Source organism: Bacillus cereus group sp. BfR-BA-01311 (genome assembly GCF_022664295.1).
Classification (GTDB): Bacteria; Bacillota; Bacilli; order Bacillales; family Bacillaceae_G; genus Bacillus_A; species Bacillus_A cereus.
In genome coordinates, this window is the sequence record NZ_JAKUHC010000004.1 from 274730 (window position 1) to 294476 (window position 19747).

Here is a 19747-nt window from a genome sequence, read left to right on the forward strand (position 1 = left end):
TTGTCAGCTTTTTAGAAATGGCACTTCAAATTCAATAATTGATTCCCCGTTCTCTCCAATTCGCTCCACGCTTATTCTATCAATCACACAATTTAACTTCCCATGAAAACTAGGAATCTCCTTCACTACTTCAGCAGCTAATTCGGCACTTTCTTTTCTTCCGACTGTTACATGCGGGATGTACGGAATGTCTTCTTTCAAAAATTGTAATAAAGGTCCTGTATATAGAATATTATGTAGTTCCTCTATTTGTTCTTTCCCCTTTTCAACTCGTAAAAACAAATATTCTCTTTCACTTGTAATTTGATTCGTAAATTCAATTTCTATATTCTGTATCGGTTTTGATACATTTATAATATGTAATTTCAGCTCATCATTTGAAATCGAACTTTCAAATGGGAATACAATTGTAATATGCGGTGAAATTAATCCAAATAAAGGATCATGTTTTTGCCTAATGTCCTCGATTTCGCTAATGAACATGTTGTTTAGAAAAAGTAAAATTGTACGCATTTTTATCCCCTCAACTTTTCCTTATTATAATATGTATCATATTCTATGACAGCCTGCCCTTCAACAACTTGTTTTGCTTACCTGTAAAAATAAAAAAACTTCTCAAATGAGAAGTTTTCATATAGCATGATTATTATTTTCCCGCCAAACTTTTCTAAACTTTATATAACAGGCAATTCTCCAAGGAAAAATATACGATACTGCAACAACATAAAATAATAAACCTATTGTTTGCTGATCTAAGTCAACAATATATTTTCTTGAACCGTATCTCAAAACGACAAGTGCAATAAAAGTAATTAAAAAAGCTGCACTTTTTTTCGTATAAATATTCCCATCATCTCTTCGTTCATAATTTGTTAATACTATAAGCGGTACAGCAAAAAGTACACCAATGAATACCGCTATAATTACTTGTAATATAGCTGGATGTACGGGACCTAAAAACCATACAATACCTGGTGTTAAAAATAGTAATGGCCATAAAATACGTTTTCCCGATCCCTTTATTGGCTTATGCATGGAGCGATAACGACGCCAAAATATCAGTAGTGCAATGCATAAAAAGACGGTTATTAGTGAGGACGTGTCTCCCATATATTTTCCTTCTCCCTAAAAGAATAATCTATCACTATTTTAAACTGTTCGTTCAAATGATACTTTACGAATAAATATACTACTAGTTATGATATAAAGAATTGTTAATCCAATTGAAATAACAATAAAATAAGGGATATCTATTAAAGATACATCATTTGTAAATAACAATCCTTTTATCCCTACTTCTCCATACAGCACACTATTTGTTGAAAGGAAAAGCGACCCACCAATCATGAGACCAATCCATTGAAATCTTTGCTTAAAAATTACTACTACTTGAAAGAAACATGCTATCGTAACATAAAATAAAAATTGTAAAATAAACTGTTGTATTAATTGCTCTCCAAAGTTAACATTTACTAAGTTATATTTTATATCTTGTAAAAACAGTATTTGAAGGAATGAAAACAATGCGGATTGCAACACAATATAGCAAATCGCTCCGATAAAATATTGTATTCTCGTTATACCAAATGAAACTGCTAAACGAAATAAATCATCTTGAACAATGAAAACACTCCCTACTATAAAAATCATAATTGCAATTGAAGGATTATTGATAATTTCGGGTAAATAACCAACTTTCGCTTCATTTAAATGAGCAGCATATAAAGCTCCTTTTATTAATAAAGCTACAATCCAAAATATTAAAATTGCTTTATAATGAAAATTTATATGTAACCTCAATTGTTTCATTAACATCGTCATTCCACTTCACCACCAGTCATGTGAATAAATAGTTTTTGTAATGTAATTCTATCAATTACTAAACCTTCTTTTTCAAGAGAGTAACAATCTTCATTAGAAAGCCCTTCCCATATAACAGCAATACCTTTATTCCCATAAATTTCTTTATTTATAACTTTTTTATTAATCAAGAACTCCTCCACTTTACCTTTTTGCCCTGAAATAATATGACCTTGTTGCAATAAATCTTCCACTGTTGATTGAACAACAAGTGCACCTTCTTTTATGATAATTACTTCTTCAATAACATGGGTTACTTCTTCTACCAGATGTGTTGATAATATAATTGTTCTGGGATACTCCCCGTAATCTTCTAGTAGTAAACTATAAAATAACTCACGATGTGCTGCGTCTAATCCTGTAGTTGGTTCATCAAAAATAGTAATTGTCGCTCTGCTTGCTAACCCTTTAATAATTCCTACAACTGTTTGCATGCCATGAGATAGTTTATGGTATTTCTCTGTTATATTAAGCTGAAATTTACCCGCCAGTTCTTCAGCAAACTTCTGATCCCAATTTTTATAAAACATGTTACATATCTTAAAAATTTCTTTTACGCTATAACTTAAATGAGACTCTTCTTTTACTCTAACGAAACAAATATTTTGCATCGCTTTACTATTTTCAAAAACATCTTCACCAAATATTGATACACTTCCACTACTTGAAGTAATTTGTCCTGCTAGTAAATTTAATAAAGTCGTTTTCCCTGCTCCGTTCCTTCCAAGCAAACCATATATTTTATTCTCTTCCAATGAAATCGTTACTTCATTTACAGCTATTTTCTTTTTATACTTTTTCGTTACATCTTTCGTTTCAAGTGCAATCATCCCTCTTTCCCCTCCTTCGTAATCTTTTGAATCATATCCATCAATTCATCTTTTGATATTTCTAGTACTTTCGCTTCTTCCCACACTTTAGGTAAATATTCAGTCATAAAAGTATTTTGTCTTTTTTTTAGTACAACTTCTTTTGCCCCTTTTGCAACAAACATCCCGATCCCTCTCTTTTTATATAAAATCCCCTCATCCACTAATACATTCACCCCTTTAGCTGCGGTAGCCGGATTTATTTGTAACATCTTCGCAAATTGATTTGTCGATGGAACTTGTTCTTCTTCAAGCAATATGTCTTTTAAAATATCAGATTCAATCGTTTCTGCAATTTGTATGTATATTAATTTATTTTGTTCTAGAGTCGGCTTCACATTTTCACCACCTTAGGTTCATAGGTTCATTACTTATGTAATTAACCATATCACATAGAATTATTTTTTTCCATAAATTTCTTTTACAAAAAAGAGAGTCATTCAATTAAGAATGTCTCTCTTTCTAAAAATTCGAAGTTTCAACTCTTGTTCTCAAATTCTTTTCATTTATACCATTTTGACAAAAATTAAACTGTTGTCCCTCAATACATTTTGTACGATCTACTACTTGCCCTAAATGATAGCTTGTATGCTCAACCAAATGTAATAGACTTTGAAGATCAATATGCCTTTTTTCTTCCCAGACCTGTATATATGCTTTGCCCCACTCATCAAATATTTCTTCAACAGTTTTTAACAAAGCTTCAGAGCTTATTTGTTTCACTGGAAAATATTCTTCAATTCCATTTTCAAAAACTATATTTGGATCCTTATAACGCCTTGTATTTCTCTGTAAATGTTCACAAATATGTAGTACGATTCCACCAATTGAATTAACAGAGGTCTCTTGTTTCCACAAATCTTCTTCACTAACGAGCCTAATTGCCTGTACTAACTTAGGTAAATAATGATCCTGCATTCTATGATAAGAAATTTTGTATACTAACTCCATCTTCTCCCCTCCATTATTTCAACTGGTTCACTTGATATTTAGCGAATAAAGATTTCCGAAAATCTTTATCTTCCACAAGCATTTTAATTTTTTCTTCATTGCCGTTAAAGAACTTTATAACTTTATTTTTATCCCATATATCTTTTTCTTTTGGAAAATCATCGAATTCCCTATGCAAAATTGATAACATTTCTTCCCTCGTTATCTTAAAGTTTTTATTTTCTATTTGAAACTCATAAGCTTTTGCGTTTGGTACTAAAATTACTAGATAGGTAGCATTAAAGAGAAAATTCTTCTTCATCGTATCTTTCTCATCAAACCAATACGTCTCAATCATTTCTTCTGTAAGAGCTCCACTCTCTTTTGCACCATAGTTCACTTTTATATTTTCATTTTCTAAACTTATACTTTGAACTGTTCCACCACCGGGTAAATGATTAATAATTGCAACCACATCTGAATTATTACCAACGTATGTCCCAGTATATTTCTTAAAATCATCTGACCTAACATCATATATATCTTTTATTCTTTCTCCGTTAGAACAAGCCGCAATGAATAAAAAAATTGTTAGCATAACGATTATGTTATGATGCATATATTTCATTTAGCATCCCCCATTTTTATCGATATTTCGTTAATTACAATATTTACTTTCAAATCCCTTTTTAAATATACGCATTTTAATCAAAATTAAAAATTTTCATTTTTTATGTTTACAATTATCCATTAATTGTATATACTTACTAACGTAAGAAAAAAATTCTAAAAGGAGGTCGAAGGAAATGATGAAATTACAATTACATGCATTAACTTTAGCGTTAACTGCACCTGTGTTTTCTGGACAATTAAATATGAATTCGACCACCCTAATGGAGAATTGAAAATCGTACTTTATTTCATTTAATTCATAAATTCGCCACAGGAGGTCGTATACTTTCCTGTGGCTTTTTCACGCCCAGCCATAGGAGAACTGTATCTTCCTGTGGTTTTTTTGCGCGATTTTTTAGTCTCTTACATTATTTTTCTAAGAAAGGAGCAACATTCAATGACTATTAGCGTATTGTTTTTAAGTATTACGATTCAAAGAAATACAATTTCCAAAGATGAAATTCTTCATAATGAGCAAATTGAAAAAGCTATGAATGATGTTAAGGAGCGCCAAGCACTTTACTGTGATCACCTGTAATTCCTTTTTGAAAGGAGGAATTCATTTATGACTTTTCATATTTTCTTTTTTACGACTGTGCTTCAAAAACATACTTTATCTGAAACTGAAATCAATCGTAAACAACAGTTAAAACAACTGACTGATAAAATAACTGACATTAAAAGTTCATACTACACTCAAATGTATTAAAAATATATTTTAAAGGGGTAATATATTCATGAAATTTAAAGCATTCTTTTTAACAATCACCATTCAAAAACGTAAGCTTTCACAGAAAGAGATTTTACGTGAACAACACATCCAAAGCATTATGGACGAAGTAAAAGAGCGCCAATCTTCTTATTACACTCGTCTTTTCTAAATCACTTATAAAGGGGTAATTATTTTATGAAATTTAAAGTATTCTTTTTAACCATTACCATTCAAAAAAATAAATTTTCCGAGTCTGAAATGCTTCATGAGCGACAAATTAATCAGGCTATGGATTCTGTAAAAGAAAGACAAAGTCATTACTGTAGTCACCTATAATTTCTTATTACACTCGTTTTTTCTAAATCATTTATAAAGGGGCAATTATTTTATGAAATTTAAAGTATTCTTTTTAACCATTACCATTCAAAAAAATAAATTTTCTGAGTCTGAAATGCTTCATGAACGACAAATTAATCAGGCTATGAATTCTGTAAAAGAAAGACAAAGTCATTACTGTATTCATCTGTAATTCCAATTCGAAAGGAGGAATTCACATATGAAGTTTCACCTTTTCTTTTTAACCATTATCATTCAAAAAGAAACAATATCTCAAAATGAATTAAAACAAGAAAGACAATATAAACAAGTTATTAATGAAATTCGAGATCGTAGAAGCAAATACTACACTCACCTTTAATCGTTTAACTATATGGAATTGAAAGGAGTCGATTATGATGTTGATAGCACGCTGTAAGGAAATGATTTGGATAGTTCAGAGGGATTCCACATAGTTTTATAGAGCTTATACCACACAAGTTTATCACTGAATTTGATGTATAAAAAATATATAATAAAATCAAATCAACCCAATGTTAATTATTTATTTATAAACAAAAGATACACCACTTAAAAAGCGGTGTATCTTCCTCAGTTTTTACTATTTTCGGTTACTTCTCTTCGTCTTAAACAATCTCACTAAGTTCGAAACAACTGTTTTTGTTACTGCATAAACTGGTACTGCTAAAATCATTCCGATAATTCCCGCAAAGTTACCTACCCCTAAAATTAAAATAATAATTGTTAGTGGATGAATATTTAATTTCGAGCTCATAATACGTGGTGAAATAATATTACTTTCAAACTGTTGTACAATTGTTACGATAATAATTACGTATAAGGCTTGCATCGGAGATACGAACAGTCCTACAATAACAGCTGGTGCTGCCCCGATAAATGGACCTAAGTTAGGAATGATGTTTGTAAATGCTGCGATAATTCCTAAAACGAAAGCGTACGGTAAATCAATAATTAAATAACCGATAAAAGTAAACGCACCTACAAATATACAAACGAGCGCTTGCCCTTGAATATATGCAGATAATGTTTCGTTCGTTTCCTTAATGATACGAAGCCCCTCTTCACGGTAAGATTCTGGTAATAAACTTACCGCTTTTCCTGGAAAGGCATGTCCATCTTTAAACATGTAAAATAAAATGAACGGTACAGTAAATACAACTAATGCAACGTTCGTGATAATACCAAATAAAGCCGTTGCACTCGACGTAATTGTATTTGGTATATCTTTTAAGTATTCAATCGCATTTTTTTCAATTGTTTCAATGGAAACGTAGTTTTGTGTAGATAACCATTCAAACAACCTATGATGTGATAATTCTTGTATGTATACTTTTCCCTCTTTTATGTAGCCTGGCATATTTTTTACTAAGTCCATTAGCTGTTGTGAAATCGTAGGAACAACTACTCCAACGCCAACCGCAGTTAATGTTATGATAAAAAGATATAACAGCAATATCGCTAAATTTCTAGGTACTTTTTTATTCTCCAAAAAGATTAATACAGGATTAAATATGAAGTATAAAAAAAGCGCGATTAAGATTGGGAAAAATAATGTTGATATGAAGATACCAATCGGTTGAAATAAAAATGATATTTTTGTGCAAATAAATATGATTCCTACAACCATTAGCACTTCTAATGTCCAAAAGTGCACTTTTGATTTCAAAAAAATGGCCTCCTTTAAACTAGCACTTCTCTTCATTGTACCAAAATAAGTATGAATTTCACATAATATTTTCCTTTACAATATTCCAAAATACCAATAAATACACTACAATGAGATTACATACAAATTTGCAGGTAAAGGTGATAAAAATGACACAATGCATCATTTGCAGAAAAGATACGAAAGAACTTAGTGAACAATATGTCATTCCAGAAATATTATGTGGATATTATTTCACAAACTCAATTTGTGATACTTGTCATGAACAAATGACAACAAATATTGATCGTCCTTTAATTAGGCATAAATTGAGTCAATTTAAGATTGAACAAATGAAAAGACAAATTGATTCCCCACTCTATACGAATGAGCACGGTGAGGAACTTGCGGCTGCTGAGACTGATGTTGTCGAAGTAAGCGACGAAATTCTTTATTCTAATGCATTAATTATGAAACTATGTAAAAAGCACGATATTTCCTTACATAATGAAATTTGGAAAGAGGAACGTGTAACGAAAGTAGCGAGTTCTATTCAACGTGAATTACTATTAGATAACCGTAAATATAAAATGAGTATATTAAAAATGGCTTATACATTCGCTGTACAAGCAGTTGATGGCTACTTTGAAGATCAAGATGCAATTGATATTTCTACCATTCTCTCAAATGCAGATTTCGTGGAACTAAAAGAAAAAAGCATTGTACGTGATTTAAGCAAAAGTTCTTTATGGAATACGCTAAATACAAGTAGTGAAAATCATTACTTTATTTTACTTAGCGATAAAGACGGTCTGTTTTGCTTCATTCGCTTGTTTGACATCTTTGATGTTGTCGTTCATTTATCAGAAAAAAGATTTGACCTTCCATCACCCATTGTCGGTGTAAATAATGTGAATACACAGAAATTTTATGTCCAAAGTTTAAAACAGTATATGGATGGGCTGTTCAAAGAAAAAGCACCTACTATATAATAGATACCAGAACATACGGTCTCCTTTCTTGATGAAAAGACACTGTGTTATAATGAGTATGAAAAGAACAATACAATCACATAAACCAATTATAAATTGTATATAAATAAAAAAGACTAGTGTGCGGCTACACACTAGTCCACGTAACTTAGCAGATTGGATTGTTCATTTATCCTATTTGTTTCTTACAAACAAAACAACCCACATTCTATAGGCATAGGTGGGTTGTTATTTTTTGAGCTTGTCTATTAAAACGACGACGAACGTTAACAATGCAACGAGAAACAGTCCACCCTGCAGTAGCAACGCTATTTCACTCACGTATTATCACCCCCCTCCTACTCGGAGAAGTGATAATTGAACAACCAACCGCACCTTAAGTTACCCTTTGATTTTACCATATTTTCTAATAATTTACGATGAAAACCCGCAAGCGAATAACTTGCGGATTTTTTATACCCTATTAACAGGCAGTAAACAAAATGAAGCAATAAATAAGTGAAACTTTATTTCTCACTATTTTTTTAATGCATATGCATCAGCAATCATTTCACCAACAATTTTATTTTCTTCTTTCTTCTTGTCTTTCAATAATGGGAATAACAATTCTGCCACTTCATACGCTTCTTCTAAATGCGGATATCCTGATAAAACAAACGTATCAATTCCTAACGATTCATATTCTTTTATCCTTTCTGCTACTGTATGCGGATCGCCTACAAGTGCAGTACCTGCCCCACCTCTTACAAGTCCGATACCAGCCCATAAATTAGGGCTTATCTCTAACGACTCTCTCGTACCTTTATTTAAATGTGTCATCCGTTTTTGACCAACCGAATCATATCTTGCAAATGTCTTTTGAGCAAGCTCAATTGTTTCATTATCCACATATTGAATTAAACGTTCGGCCTCTTCCCATGCTTCTTCTTCTGTCTCTCTTACAATTACGTGTAATCTAATGCCAAATCGGACTGTACGCCCCTTCTCTTCTGCAAGTTTTCTTACTTCTTCTACTTTTTCTTTTACTTGCTCTGGCGGCTCTCCCCACGTTAAATATACATTACTATGTTCAGCTGCTACTTCTTTTCCAGCAGCTGATGATCCTCCGAAATATATAGGAGGATATGGCGTTTGAACTGGTGGGAATACAACTTTACTATCTGTAACTTGAATATGTTTTCCTTCTAAAGAGATCGTTTCACCTTGCAATGTCGATTTCCAAACTTTTAAAAATTCATCCGCTGCTTCATACCTTTCATCATGATCAAGATATAATCCATCTCCTTGTAGTTCAACTGGATCTCCTCCAGCTACTACATTAATAAGCAGTCTCCCATCTGAAATTCTATCAAATGTAGATGCCATCCTCGCTGCAACTGTAGGGGACATTAGTCCTGGTCTCACTGCTACTAAAAATTTTAATTTTTCTGTTTCAGCAGCAAGAGCTGAAGCTAACACCCAAGGGTCTTCACATCCTTGACCAGTTGGAAGTAAAACACCCGTATATCCTAAATAATCAGCTGCCGCAGCAACTTGCTTATAATAACCATATTCAGCTGCTCTTCCTCGTTTTGTCGTTCCTAAATATCGACCATCTCCATAAGCCGGAATAAACCATAATAATTCCATGCCTTTACACACCCCTTATTTATTTTGAATCGTATACTAACACATTCTATATAAATTACCCCTAATAATTTATATGTTAATTCCCAGTCTCACCTTTAAAATTATCTCGCCATCTTAAAAACTTCGCTTCTAGTAAACGTACTAGAGAGTCAGAAAACTTCCCAACAAATGCAAAGATAATTATGCCGACAAATACGATATCTGTATTTGAAAATTGCCTTGCATCCATAATCATATAACCAATACCTTCTGTAGATCCCATAAGTTCTGCTACTACTAAACTCACCCATGCAACACCTAACGATAACCTTGCTCCTAGTAAAAGGTTAGGCAATGCAGATGGTAAAATGAGTTTCGTAATTAGTTTTCTTTTGCTAAACTCTAACACTCTCGCTACATCAAATAACTTTGAATCCACACCTCTAATACCTAAAAATGCGTTTACGTATAAAGGAAAAAATGCACCATCTGCAATTAATAACACTTTCGATGTTTCACCAAAACCGAACCATAATACGAAAAGTGGCGCAACAGCTAGATGAGGTACAGTTCTTAACATTTGCACAGATGGATCTAAATATTGCTCACTTCTCGTTGAAAATCCAACAATCGTTCCTAAAATGATTCCTAAGCCCCCACCAATAAAGAAACCAGCCGCAGCCCTGAATACACTAATACTTAAATGGTCGAATAACTCTCCTGTTTTAATAAGCTCTTGGAAAGCTAAAAAAATATCTAATGGTGTTGGTAAAACTGTTTTAGAAACAAGACCGAATACGCCAGCTAACTGCCAAATTATTAATATAATAACCGGTATAGTAATCGCCCTTACTAAAACTTTTACATTTAACTTTCGCACATTCTTAACTCTGTTTTTCTCAATCGTTATACTCGCTGGTTTCATAACAGCTTTCGTATTTTCCACTTTACAAAACCTCTTTTCACTTCGCTTTCAATGCTTTTTCTACGAAAGAATTATCTACAACTTTTTCCGCCTTAATTTCTTTCTTTATAGAACCGAGCTTATATTGAAAATCCGCTGTCTTTTGTTGTTCTGCTATTATTTCCTTCGTTACCGGAACTAAAATTGGTTTGTCGTGATTAAACACTTCTTTTACGATCTCCGCATCTATCTTTTTTACAGAAGTATATACTTTTATTGCTTCATCTAAGTTAGCATCTTGCCATACACGTGCTTTCTCATAAACTTTGAGGAATTTCTCAACTAATTCCGGATGTTCTTTCGCAAATTTTGTTCTCGTAATTAAAAATTCTGGTGAAGAGACATTTAATGTTTCACCGTCTGCAATCACCTTCGCACCTTTATTTAACGTATGTAATGATATGAAAGGGTCCCAAATCGCCCATGCATCTACTGATCCTGATTCAAATGCAGGCTGCGCTTCATCTGGTTGTAATTGAATGACATTTACCTCTTTTGCATCAATCCCTTCTTTATCAAGTGCTCGATACAATAAATTAAAGGCACTACTTCCTTTTGCTACTGCAATTTTTTTACCTTTTAACTCTTTTACACTCGCAATCTTGCTATCTTTTTGAACGAGAATTCCAGTTCCTTTTCTCGCATAACTTGTATTGGCGATTTCGGTAAATCCAATACCTGCTGCTTGCGCTGAAATGACTGGAGAATTCCCTACTTCACCAAAGTCTAATCGGTTTGATGCGATTGCTTCAAAATAAGGAGGTCCACTTTGGAACTCTGTCCATTTCACTTTAACTCCTTCTTTTTTAAACTCCTCTTCAAACCACCCCTTTTTCTTTGCTAGTAATAGCGGGCTTAACCCTTGCTGTATACCAATTTGTATTGTTACATCTTCTTTCTTACTACTTGCTGTACTTTTTTCACATCCTAATAAACATACTGATATAGCTAAAGCAAAAGAAAGAATTTTAAATTTTTTATACATATAAAATCACCCTTTTCCTATATACTTGTTTGAATCAACCCTCCATATTCAAACTGCTGTAATACTTTCGTTCGAAGTTGTTGGAACGATTGAGAAGTTTTATTTCGCGGATAAGGCAAATTATTTTCAATCACTTTATGTATTTTCCCTGGTTTTGCACTCATAATGATGATTCGGTTTGAAAGATATATCGCTTCGTCTATATCATGTGTAACGAATATCATTGTTGTTTTCTTCTGCTCCCAAATATTTAGCAATACTTCTTGTAAATGACTTCGAGTAAAAGCATCCAGCGCTCCAAAAGGTTCATCAAGTAATAATACATTTGGATCTCTTAATAACGCTCTCGCTATCGCAACACGTTGTGACATCCCGCCTGAAATTTCTTTCGGATACGATTTTTCAAAGCCATCTAACCGAACGATTTCAACCCATTCTCTCACCTTATCTTTCACATACTTATCTTTTAACGACAAATCTGCCGCTATATTTTCTTCAACTGTTAACCATGGAAAAAGCCTATGTTCTTGAAAAATAAAACCTTGTTTCTTGCTCGTTTTTAAGATAGGCTCCCCGTCAATAACAACTTCACCTTCAAAATCATTATCTAGACCTGCAACAATTTTTAGTAATGTACTTTTTCCGCACCCACTCGGACCAATTACTGTAACAAAATCCCCTTCCTCTAATTGAAAATTAATATTCTCTAGCACTTGAACCGTACCAGTTTGTTTCAAAAAATATTTTGATACCCCATCAATTGAAACAGTCATTTCTTCCCCTCCTTAAAATGATTCATATAAATGAACAGATTCAGTATTTGTGTAATAAAAAAACCAAAGGCATTTTATCTGTTGATAAAATGCCTTTGGTTTCTCCAATCAGCAATACGTTATGGAATTAAGTACATATTATACAAATATTTCCGATAAGTCAACTAGGTTTTATTAAAACATACATATGATTTGTTTGAACATTTTACTTTTGTTTATTTAAACGACGTTTACTTACTATTTTTTCTGATCTTTAATCCACTGTAACCAATAAGAAAACTCACACGCTAAATGCATTTTATGGGATTTAATTAGACTATTAGGACAAAGGGCTGGGAACTCAACAACTAGACTTACTTCTATCCCTGTATCAGTATCTTTAAATTGATGTCGAACTCCACCAATAGTAGTACCATCTTTCATACGTGCAACACCTGTTGATTGGTATTGATAAGATTTATCTCTCGGTGTTTTCAATCCGGTTTCGTCACCAAAAACAATGAAAAATTGAACTGGAAACGGAGAATTACCAGTAGTTTCGATAACCTCTAATTCATTTTCCCAAAAGGGTCTTAGTACATAGTGATCAGGACAAGCAGATAAATTCACTTTGTTATTTTCACGTGATTGTTCAAGCATCAAACTATCAATTCCATGTATGGCTTCTTCTGCTGTAATCCCATCTAAATAAATACTAGTTTTTGAAAATTTTCGTCTATCGCCAGATAAAAGAGTACAGATACGCATACCTATTGCACTTAATCTAAGTTTTGATTTCAACTTTTCGTACATTTCATTGTATGTATATCGCAACTTTATTTCCGTTAGCTGTTTTATCATGACGTCTGTATCATTTATTTCAGACTCTTTATGTCCTAATATATATAATACTTTTTTTATCCGTTCTCTTTTCCATTTTATAAGTTGCTCTTGTGAAATATTATTTCCATCGATAATAATTTTCATAAACTTTCTCCTTCCTTTTGATTGTATCGTAGTGTAGTTAATACTAAATTAACCATTTCATGTTTTGTATCTAGATTCAACTTTACTTCTGAATGAGCAATACTGCTAAGACCGTATAGAATAAACCCAGAAGCTAATAATGAGTTATCAGTATAAAAAACCCCTATGTTTACTCCCTCTTCAATTACTTGTCTAATTAACGGTTGCATACGTGCGAATAATTTCTGTTCCAGTTGAAAATGTTGTTCCGTCTGAAACGAACTCACATTTTTATAGGGTGCTAACTTTTCAATAAATGTCCAAAATATATCTAGTGAATCTTTCATCTTTTGCATGACAGACCGTTCATTTGAAACAAGTATTTCTTCAATTAACTCCATATTTTTCACAATACAGTCATTTAAAACTTCATCAACAAAATTCTCTTTAGACTTGAAGTAATAATAAAATAAGCCCGTTGCTACACCTGCATGATTCACAACATCTTTTATGCCAAATCCTTTCATACCATTTTTCATATATAGTTCAAAACCAATATCCATTAACTCTTGGCGTCTTACATCTGGTTCTTTTGATATTCTTTTCATACGTCATCTCCTACAATGTTTTCACCACGACTGAATCTGATTCAATCATAAACGACTGAACTTGATTCAGTCAATATTATTTCATAAATTTAAAATCGATTTAATAACTAAGCGACGAAATTTCTACAAAAAAAGAGTAATCTCAAGAGATATGCTACTAACCTTAGATTTATCAAAAAAGTTAGATTATATAACTTGAGACTACTCATTTCCATTCAAAATATTTATGTAATTAAATTTTATTTCCTCCGCACCCTGGCTGTCTCCAAAACTATTGGTGGAAGCTCTTTTTGAATGATTTCTTTTAATTCATAAAGAGCTTTCTTCACATAACCACCTTCGAAATTTCCTAATGGTTCTGGTAATTCATCCTCATCCAATATGAAATATTCTCCATTTGGAAGTACCATAATATCGATGATTAAATCTTCAAAGGAAACCACTTCATCTTTTATTTGTGTGTTTTTTACGATATTAAAATAGGAACCTAAATACTTTCCTTTTATATCTCTCCATACGTATAAATTGTACGGACGATCTCTCCAGTAATATGCGATTGTATAACTCCCTTTTGGGATTGTTAACTTAGTATCATTTGCAGTCATTGTAAATGAATACTGCACCTCGTGAAATAAAACGATACTTTGTGATTGCTTTTCAAGTAATAAGCAATTGTGAGCTACTATTGTTGAGTTATACCGGATTTTTCTTTCTATAATTTCAATTTTCGATGTAAGTAACTTATTCATTATTTTGTTTCCCCTTATGCTAGTTCTATCCTCAATTATATCTATTTATGTAGTGATAAAGAAGTGTATAGTTTTTTATATAATGATTTATACAAGTACATAATAAAAACTCCTTCTTATTTAGAAAGAGTTTTTCACTATCCATGTTTCATATTTTTTCACTTCTAACGGAAACTCATTTGTTTTCATGCAACTAACAGTACTATTACTCATGTTTTAACTTTTCCTTAACCGCATCATAAAATTTTCGTTCTTCATCAACATTTAAGTAAACACGACTTACTGTTTTAGAAAAGCCGTATAACAACTGCGCTTTCACTGGCTCTTTTAATGTTATTTCAAAAGTAGCAGGTTCTTTTATGAACTCCATAACAGTTGCATCCAATACCTGCTTCCCTTCTTTTTCCGTTAGCAATTCACCCTTGTAGAACGCAATATTATCAATTTGTGTAAATGGCATAACAATTTTCTTTCCTAATCCGATTTGAATGATTACTTGTTCTTCTGTTACGACAAGTGGATTTTTGCGAATCGCTTGTATTTCAGCTATAAAATAAATCATCGCGTATACATTTAAAATAAGTAAAATCCATGCTATTACTGGATTCCACTGATGTAGTAAATAATGAAAACCAATGCTTTCAATTGCTGTTGCATGAATAATCATGATATACACACCTATAGCACCAGTCTTTTTATGATATGAGTATACAGATTTACCTGTTGGTACTTTTTCACGCCACGATAAAAACGCATAATAGATTAACTTACACTCTGTTAGAATGACATCTATTAACTTACCTCTTTTCATAGTAGCGTCAAACGCTGCATCAATTGCATAAGAAAAGGAATAATTTTCTCTTCTATATTCTTTATATTTTTTTATTATTTTAGGAAGCACTCTAACAATTTTATAGAGAAGGAATAATTCTAGACCTACAAATGCAATTTCAGCCGCAACAATAATATAAGAGATGAATGAAAAAGCTTGTAAATAATCACTTGGAATAATAAATCTTGCAAAAATATAACCAGCTATTACAACAGGAACTATATATGTTAACGAGTATCTTTTTCGAATAATGAAGAAATACGTGATAATTGGAATGACAAACATGCAATCTAATAATGACCCAAGCACAACTTCTTTCGGCGCAACTGGTACAATTGGAAGGGCATACAATAAATAGTTTGATAGCATAATTAAAGAGACGAGTCCAATCCAAATACCTTTTCGCCTTCGTGATAGTGTAACCTTCATACGTTCACTCCTTTATTTAAAAACCTCATTTAAATGGTCTTTATAAAATGAAATGGCACGTTCAAATTCTTTTACTTCCTCTACTTTCACGACAGTTTCAAGTAATAATTTCATCGCTGATTCGTGATCGTTTACGTTATATTTTGCTAATGATAAAAATACTTTCATCGGAGCGTTCTCTGGAAATTTTTTCACCCCAGCTTCTAATACTGTAATTGCCTTTTCATATTCCCCTATACAACGATATGTACTTCCTAAACCAATATAAGCACCGCAAAGCGATTCGCCATCAAGTCCATTTGCGATTGCCTGCTCATAATACGGAACTGCTTCTGTTTCTAGCCCCATTACATCATGTATCCACGCACACTGATACAGTACTTCTGCATCCTTTGTAAAGTTTGTTAATCCTATAAGCATCTCTTTAGACTGCGCATATTTCTTTTCATTTCTAAGTTTAATAGCTTGCTTTAATAAATGTTCCATAGAATCCACTCCTCACCAATTATTCTGTGTATAGCTCTTGATTGGTATACGCTTCACATTCGTGTAAAAGTAAAATTCCCACCAATTAAAGTTTCGCTTACTTATTACTATGCGGATTCATTCTCATCTAAAAACTTAATTTTAAAAAGCAGTGACACGATTACATAATACCTCTAAGCTTTTGACAATTTCTTTCGCTGTTTCATCTTTCCCATTACACAACTTCCCTTTACCATCCTGTCCAATTACATAATGCACAGCCCCGCGCGAATATAAAGAATGTGGTGAATTCGCAATCATTACATTCGCCCTTGCTTCTTTCATTCTATTTTTTGCTCTTTCAAACAGTTCTTCTTCATTTAAATCACTTTCAAGTTTAAAACCAACAAGTACTGTTTCTGGGTCCCATTCTTTTATTTGTTTTAATACCTTTGGAGCCTTTTGAAAGTGAATAATCGGTGCTATATCACTTGAAATTTTTCCGTTCATATTAAGAACATTACCATCTTGATCACAAATTTTCTCTACAATCCAATCTGATCCAGCCGCTGCCATAATGACTGCATCAACCTTTTCATGTGATATGATACTTTTCATTTTATCTTGTAAATCAACGATTCCTTCAAATGGATGTAATTCTAACCCTCTATGTACATCACTCGGTTTCTCCGCAAAATAACCGTGTAAATATATAACATGTGCCCCTTTAGCTAGAAGTTCTTCTGCGATTATCCTTCCGATTGTACCTTTGGCCATATTCGTATGCCCGCGTACTTGATCCCATTTTTCTAGACAACCACCGCTCGTAATTAATACCTTTTTCCCCTTCATTGTAACCATCCCTTACTAATTTTTCTTACGAAACCATTCTGTTCCAAAGTCAACTATATCACGCTGTTTCATTAGACGACACGTTGCATTTCCTATCTTCCCATTTTTTACAGTTCCTTTTCGCTCAAACTCCACACCAATTTCTACAAACTTCTCAGATTCGTAATCCATTTCAACAAACTCTTTCCACACTCTTTCACCGTTTTCTATAATAGGTGCTCCTACTTGTATTAACTCACATGCACCAGAACGCACCTCGGATAAATGAACAGACGTATTGGAATCATATCCAACACCAATTAATAATACGTACCCGTCTAAATCATATATTTTTCTTAATGGAGATTCTTCTCCAAAGCTCATTGATAACGAATGGTTCATTGTTATTTCTACTGCATGTTTTCCCCATGCAGCAAAACTTCCTAACGGATGATTACTACGTACTACATTCGGATATGTACGAAAACATTCAACTATTTCACCCATTCCCCTTGTTGGGGTTATACGTGAATCAAATGCTGGGACGTTATCTCGGATAATTTGCCACCAGTCTTCCGGTACAGGTGGTCTTGACCAATGTTTCGGATCGGACAAATCCGAAGATTGCGTTGGCATTATTATCGTTCCTTCTTCCGTAACAACTTTCATTAATGCTTCTACTACAGCAACGGCACCACCAGATATCCACCCGATAGAACTTAGTGATGAATGAACGATAATTGTCATTCCTTTTTCGACTCCTAATGCTTTTAAATCTTTTGTTATTGTTTCGATTGTATTTGGAAATTGTGTACTTGCTACTATTTCATTCATTTTCATATTGGTTCCCCCACTAGCCACGTAAATTTAAACTTTTATATAAATATATTATCATATTTTTCTTAATTTTTAACTTAATCATCTTCATTACTACAAAAATATGTATATTATTATACTGAAGCCTCAAAACTCTATTAAAATCGTAGATAATGATGAGCGAGAGTTTTTTTGAAATGAAGAAAAATGTAAATCCTATTTTTTCTAACTATACTCCATATGCATATTTTATACTATTTTTCCATGTAACAATGAAGTCTTTCTATCCCTGGATATTTTTCTCCTAAACTTTTAACTTGAAAACCAATTCTTTTATAAAATTCTACCGCCCCATCGTCTGTCTCCGCTTCTATATAAGTCAATTGATATATCCTTACCACTTCTTTAATCATTTGCAGTGCAATTCCTTTTTGACGATAATCTGGAGCCACTGCTATATGACATATGCGTGCTTTAGTTTCTCCGATTATTTCAATACCTAGACAAGCTTTTTCTTCATATTTGTACAAAGTCCCTTTATTACTTTGATAAAATATTACTGCCTTCTTTAAGCTTATTTCATTTGGACCGACGGCATATTGTAGCACATTTAATATTGAATCTTTCTCAATTTGTTTAACACACTGTAAATTCATACTTTCATCCCTTTCTATGAAAAAAGACTAGCTCTTAATAAAAAGAGCTAATCTCATTACGCCGTTATTTTTTCTTCTTTTTTTACAACGACAGCCACATAACTATGAAGTATCATTCCAATAATAACGAGACTCATACCAATCCAAGATAATGATGATGGGATTGGTGCAGATAACCAGATCAACTCTCCTACTAGCGCAAATAAAACTTCACCAGACTGCGTCGCTTCCACTGTTGCTAATTTTTGCGGATCATCTTTCACAAGATCTGTTGCAAAGAAAAATAATACTGTCGCGATTAACCCAGAGCTAACTGCTACAATAAAACATTGAAAAACTTGGCTATTTGACGGTAATCCGCCTGTTGATACTTCGTAACCAGATAATAAAAACCAAAATGGTAAACTTGCTAATGTCATACCGAGTACTCGCTGAAATACATCTAATTCCCCTTTACAAACTTGCATCATTTTTCTATTTCCAAGAGGATACGCAAATGCTGCAATAAGTACAGGAACTACACATAAAACGGTTTCACGAATACCTAATGAAGAAGCATGTTCTACTTGCATGAGAACGACACCGAATAAAATAATGCCCGACATTACTAATTCCTTCATCGGAAGTTTTTTATGTAGTGGATCCACCGCAAAAAATGGTGTTAACAAAATCCCTGCAACGATTGTAATTTGCCATGTTGATGCAACGAGCCAACCTGGTCCGAACGCTCCAGCAAAACTAAGCGGTGCATAAAAGAGACCAAATCCAACGATACTCCACACTAACCATTCTTTCGGATTGTTTTTCATATATTGAAAGAGTTGCTTTAAGTTCCCTCTATACATAACAATAAGTAATAGCATTGGAACCATAAAATAATACCGTAATGATGCACTCCAAATCCAGCTTCCACCTTCTAAGTCCATTGCCCTGTTTAAAACAAAAGTAAAGGCAAAGAAAAATGATGCCAGTATCCCTATAACAATTGCTTTCATTGTAAAACCCCTTGTATTTAATTTTTTATCTCTATGACATATATTTTAGTATAC

At 32.9% G+C, this 19747-nt stretch carries 29 protein-coding genes; 7 read left to right on the plus strand and 22 right to left on the minus strand.

The genetic code is table 11. From position 1 onward, the window contains the following. Positions 1-3 precede the first annotated feature (3 nt). The 7 genes from MR136_RS12040 to MR136_RS12070 form a co-directional block, all read right to left on the minus strand. Positions 4-513 (minus strand): 2'-5' RNA ligase family protein, encoded by a 510-nt coding sequence (locus MR136_RS12040; RefSeq protein WP_001259199.1) that lies wholly within the window; start codon positions 511-513, stop codon positions 4-6. Between the two features lie 117 nt (positions 514-630). Next, the gene (locus MR136_RS12045; protein WP_000502965.1) at positions 631-1110 is read right to left on the minus strand and encodes a CcdC family protein; all 480 of its coding nucleotides are present in this window, start codon (positions 1108-1110) and stop codon (positions 631-633) included. 39 nt (positions 1111-1149) lie between these two features. After that, positions 1150-1821, minus strand: coding sequence for a DUF4052 domain-containing protein (locus tag MR136_RS12050; RefSeq protein ID WP_000178200.1), 672 nt, complete (start codon positions 1819-1821; stop codon positions 1150-1152). Next, complete coding sequence (locus MR136_RS12055; protein ID WP_000560923.1) at positions 1818-2690, minus strand: ABC transporter ATP-binding protein; 873 nt, start codon at positions 2688-2690, stop codon at positions 1818-1820. Before MR136_RS12055 ends, MR136_RS12050 begins: the two co-directional genes overlap by 4 nt. Beyond that, on the minus strand, positions 2687-3067 hold the full coding sequence (locus MR136_RS12060) for a GntR family transcriptional regulator (protein WP_000805185.1): 381 nt from the start codon (positions 3065-3067) through the stop codon (positions 2687-2689). The genes MR136_RS12055 and MR136_RS12060 overlap by 4 nt, the downstream gene beginning before the upstream one ends. Positions 3068-3191: 124 nt before the next feature. Then, positions 3192-3680 carry a DinB family protein gene (locus MR136_RS12065; RefSeq protein ID WP_000424643.1) on the minus strand — a complete coding sequence of 163 codons (489 nt, stop codon included), beginning with the start codon at positions 3678-3680 and terminating at the stop codon, positions 3192-3194. Between the two features lie 13 nt (positions 3681-3693). Further along, complete coding sequence (locus MR136_RS12070; protein WP_119683558.1) at positions 3694-4287, minus strand: DUF4825 domain-containing protein; 594 nt, start codon at positions 4285-4287, stop codon at positions 3694-3696. Positions 4288-4728: 441 nt separating this feature from the next. Between MR136_RS12070 and MR136_RS12075 the strand changes: the two genes are divergently transcribed. From MR136_RS12075 to MR136_RS12100, 6 genes are read left to right on the plus strand one after another with little or no spacing between them, the layout of a single operon-like run. Then, positions 4729-4869, plus strand: coding sequence for a YrzI family small protein (locus MR136_RS12075; RefSeq protein ID WP_000156193.1), 141 nt, complete (start codon positions 4729-4731; stop codon positions 4867-4869). A 27-nt stretch (positions 4870-4896) separates the two neighbouring features. Next, positions 4897-5040 carry a YrzI family small protein gene (locus MR136_RS12080; protein ID WP_000142712.1) on the plus strand — a complete coding sequence of 48 codons (144 nt, stop codon included), beginning with the start codon at positions 4897-4899 and terminating at the stop codon, positions 5038-5040. Positions 5041-5068: 28 nt separating this feature from the next. Continuing rightward, positions 5069-5212, plus strand: coding sequence for a YrzI family small protein (locus MR136_RS12085; RefSeq protein WP_000668965.1), 144 nt, complete (start codon positions 5069-5071; stop codon positions 5210-5212). 26 nt (positions 5213-5238) lie between these two features. Then, a complete protein-coding gene (locus MR136_RS12090) occupies positions 5239-5379 on the plus strand; it encodes a YrzI family small protein (protein WP_000669805.1) in 141 nt (46 codons plus the stop codon). Between the two features lie 52 nt (positions 5380-5431). Beyond that, positions 5432-5572: a YrzI family small protein gene (locus MR136_RS12095; RefSeq protein ID WP_242259433.1), complete on the plus strand. Its 141-nt coding sequence runs from the start codon at positions 5432-5434 to the stop codon at positions 5570-5572. 27 nt (positions 5573-5599) lie between these two features. Beyond that, entirely contained in the window at positions 5600-5740 is a 141-nt protein-coding gene (locus MR136_RS12100) for a YrzI family small protein (RefSeq protein ID WP_000668485.1), read from the plus strand. Between the two features lie 240 nt (positions 5741-5980). Here the strand turns inward: MR136_RS12100 and MR136_RS12105 are convergent, their stop codons facing one another. Further along, entirely contained in the window at positions 5981-7066 is a 1086-nt protein-coding gene (locus MR136_RS12105; protein WP_000837892.1) for an AI-2E family transporter, read from the minus strand. Between the two features lie 149 nt (positions 7067-7215). On the opposite strand from MR136_RS12105, the gene MR136_RS12110 reads away from it, so the two are divergent. Next, the gene (locus MR136_RS12110) at positions 7216-8037 is read left to right on the plus strand and encodes an HNH endonuclease (RefSeq protein ID WP_000189709.1); all 822 of its coding nucleotides are present in this window, start codon (positions 7216-7218) and stop codon (positions 8035-8037) included. A gap of 228 nt (positions 8038-8265) precedes the next feature. Here MR136_RS12110 and MR136_RS12115 read toward each other — a convergent pair whose 3' ends face one another. The 14 genes from MR136_RS12115 to MR136_RS12180 all read right to left on the minus strand — a co-directional run bounded on the left by MR136_RS12115 (position 8266) and on the right by MR136_RS12180 (position 19693). Then, entirely contained in the window at positions 8266-8358 is a 93-nt protein-coding gene (locus MR136_RS12115; protein ID WP_001289320.1) for a putative holin-like toxin, read from the minus strand. A gap of 195 nt (positions 8359-8553) precedes the next feature. Continuing rightward, positions 8554-9666: an FMNH2-dependent alkanesulfonate monooxygenase gene (gene ssuD, locus MR136_RS12120; protein ID WP_000422246.1), complete on the minus strand. Its 1113-nt coding sequence runs from the start codon at positions 9664-9666 to the stop codon at positions 8554-8556. A gap of 76 nt (positions 9667-9742) precedes the next feature. Further along, entirely contained in the window at positions 9743-10591 is an 849-nt protein-coding gene (locus tag MR136_RS12125; RefSeq protein ID WP_103622450.1) for an ABC transporter permease, read from the minus strand. Between the two features lie 16 nt (positions 10592-10607). Continuing rightward, complete coding sequence (locus MR136_RS12130) at positions 10608-11594, minus strand: aliphatic sulfonate ABC transporter substrate-binding protein (RefSeq protein WP_000276909.1); 987 nt, start codon at positions 11592-11594, stop codon at positions 10608-10610. A gap of 17 nt (positions 11595-11611) precedes the next feature. Further along, positions 11612-12367, minus strand: a complete 756-nt coding sequence (locus MR136_RS12135) for an ABC transporter ATP-binding protein (protein WP_000218576.1) — start codon at positions 12365-12367, stop codon at positions 11612-11614. Positions 12368-12604: 237 nt separating this feature from the next. Further along, entirely contained in the window at positions 12605-13333 is a 729-nt protein-coding gene (locus MR136_RS12140; RefSeq protein WP_103622452.1) for a hypothetical protein, read from the minus strand. After that, entirely contained in the window at positions 13330-13920 is a 591-nt protein-coding gene (locus MR136_RS12145; RefSeq protein WP_000822621.1) for a TetR/AcrR family transcriptional regulator, read from the minus strand. Before MR136_RS12145 ends, MR136_RS12140 begins: the two co-directional genes overlap by 4 nt. A gap of 239 nt (positions 13921-14159) precedes the next feature. Beyond that, a complete protein-coding gene (locus tag MR136_RS12150) occupies positions 14160-14669 on the minus strand; it encodes a ribonuclease FAU-1 family protein (protein WP_103622453.1) in 510 nt (169 codons plus the stop codon). A gap of 205 nt (positions 14670-14874) precedes the next feature. Then, positions 14875-15930 (minus strand): hypothetical protein, encoded by a 1056-nt coding sequence (locus tag MR136_RS12155; RefSeq protein ID WP_000869231.1) that lies wholly within the window; start codon positions 15928-15930, stop codon positions 14875-14877. Between the two features lie 12 nt (positions 15931-15942). Next, the gene (locus tag MR136_RS12160) at positions 15943-16416 is read right to left on the minus strand and encodes a tetratricopeptide repeat protein (RefSeq protein ID WP_000400636.1); all 474 of its coding nucleotides are present in this window, start codon (positions 16414-16416) and stop codon (positions 15943-15945) included. A 141-nt stretch (positions 16417-16557) separates the two neighbouring features. Then, positions 16558-17247 (minus strand): phosphopantothenoylcysteine decarboxylase domain-containing protein, encoded by a 690-nt coding sequence (locus tag MR136_RS12165; protein ID WP_000676726.1) that lies wholly within the window; start codon positions 17245-17247, stop codon positions 16558-16560. A gap of 15 nt (positions 17248-17262) precedes the next feature. Then, positions 17263-18066, minus strand: coding sequence for an AAC(3) family N-acetyltransferase (locus MR136_RS12170; RefSeq protein WP_000783346.1), 804 nt, complete (start codon positions 18064-18066; stop codon positions 17263-17265). Between the two features lie 230 nt (positions 18067-18296). Further along, on the minus strand, positions 18297-18698 hold the full coding sequence (locus MR136_RS12175; protein ID WP_001053116.1) for a GNAT family N-acetyltransferase: 402 nt from the start codon (positions 18696-18698) through the stop codon (positions 18297-18299). A 56-nt stretch (positions 18699-18754) separates the two neighbouring features. Further along, entirely contained in the window at positions 18755-19693 is a 939-nt protein-coding gene (locus tag MR136_RS12180; protein ID WP_065212603.1) for a DMT family transporter, read from the minus strand. Positions 19694-19747 lie beyond the last annotated feature (54 nt).

Excerpts from the sequence above, each read along its gene's own strand:
- MR136_RS12170 (WP_000783346.1), bottom strand. The coding sequence starts at position 18,066 with ATGAAAATGAATGAAATAGTAGCAAGTACACAATTTCCAAATACAATC.
- MR136_RS12110 (WP_000189709.1), top strand. The coding sequence starts at position 7,216 with ATGACACAATGCATCATTTGCAGAAAAGATACGAAAGAACTTAGTGAA.
- MR136_RS12085 (WP_000668965.1), top strand. The coding sequence starts at position 5,069 with ATGAAATTTAAAGCATTCTTTTTAACAATCACCATTCAAAAACGTAAG.
- MR136_RS12100 (WP_000668485.1), top strand. The coding sequence starts at position 5,600 with ATGAAGTTTCACCTTTTCTTTTTAACCATTATCATTCAAAAAGAAACA.
- MR136_RS12080 (WP_000142712.1), top strand. The coding sequence starts at position 4,897 with ATGACTTTTCATATTTTCTTTTTTACGACTGTGCTTCAAAAACATACT.
- MR136_RS12130 (WP_000276909.1), bottom strand. The coding sequence starts at position 11,594 with ATGTATAAAAAATTTAAAATTCTTTCTTTTGCTTTAGCTATATCAGTA.
- MR136_RS12140 (WP_103622452.1), bottom strand. The coding sequence starts at position 13,333 with ATGAAAATTATTATCGATGGAAATAATATTTCACAAGAGCAACTTATA.
- MR136_RS12090 (WP_000669805.1), top strand. The coding sequence starts at position 5,239 with ATGAAATTTAAAGTATTCTTTTTAACCATTACCATTCAAAAAAATAAA.
- MR136_RS12175 (WP_001053116.1), bottom strand. The coding sequence starts at position 18,698 with ATGAATTTACAGTGTGTTAAACAAATTGAGAAAGATTCAATATTAAAT.
- ssuD (WP_000422246.1), bottom strand. The coding sequence starts at position 9,666 with ATGGAATTATTATGGTTTATTCCGGCTTATGGAGATGGTCGATATTTA.
- MR136_RS12045 (WP_000502965.1), bottom strand. The coding sequence starts at position 1,110 with ATGGGAGACACGTCCTCACTAATAACCGTCTTTTTATGCATTGCACTA.
- MR136_RS12040 (WP_001259199.1), bottom strand. The coding sequence starts at position 513 with ATGCGTACAATTTTACTTTTTCTAAACAACATGTTCATTAGCGAAATC.
- MR136_RS12135 (WP_000218576.1), bottom strand. The coding sequence starts at position 12,367 with ATGACTGTTTCAATTGATGGGGTATCAAAATATTTTTTGAAACAAACT.
- MR136_RS12050 (WP_000178200.1), bottom strand. The coding sequence starts at position 1,821 with ATGACGATGTTAATGAAACAATTGAGGTTACATATAAATTTTCATTAT.
- MR136_RS12055 (WP_000560923.1), bottom strand. The coding sequence starts at position 2,690 with ATGATTGCACTTGAAACGAAAGATGTAACGAAAAAGTATAAAAAGAAA.
- MR136_RS12075 (WP_000156193.1), top strand. The coding sequence starts at position 4,729 with ATGACTATTAGCGTATTGTTTTTAAGTATTACGATTCAAAGAAATACA.
- MR136_RS12165 (WP_000676726.1), bottom strand. The coding sequence starts at position 17,247 with ATGAAGGGGAAAAAGGTATTAATTACGAGCGGTGGTTGTCTAGAAAAA.
- MR136_RS12070 (WP_119683558.1), bottom strand. The coding sequence starts at position 4,287 with ATGAAATATATGCATCATAACATAATCGTTATGCTAACAATTTTTTTA.
- MR136_RS12180 (WP_065212603.1), bottom strand. The coding sequence starts at position 19,693 with ATGAAAGCAATTGTTATAGGGATACTGGCATCATTTTTCTTTGCCTTT.
- MR136_RS12155 (WP_000869231.1), bottom strand. The coding sequence starts at position 15,930 with ATGAAGGTTACACTATCACGAAGGCGAAAAGGTATTTGGATTGGACTC.
- MR136_RS12095 (WP_242259433.1), top strand. The coding sequence starts at position 5,432 with ATGAAATTTAAAGTATTCTTTTTAACCATTACCATTCAAAAAAATAAA.
- MR136_RS12150 (WP_103622453.1), bottom strand. The coding sequence starts at position 14,669 with ATGAATAAGTTACTTACATCGAAAATTGAAATTATAGAAAGAAAAATC.
- MR136_RS12145 (WP_000822621.1), bottom strand. The coding sequence starts at position 13,920 with ATGAAAAGAATATCAAAAGAACCAGATGTAAGACGCCAAGAGTTAATG.
- MR136_RS12160 (WP_000400636.1), bottom strand. The coding sequence starts at position 16,416 with ATGGAACATTTATTAAAGCAAGCTATTAAACTTAGAAATGAAAAGAAA.
- MR136_RS12065 (WP_000424643.1), bottom strand. The coding sequence starts at position 3,680 with ATGGAGTTAGTATACAAAATTTCTTATCATAGAATGCAGGATCATTAT.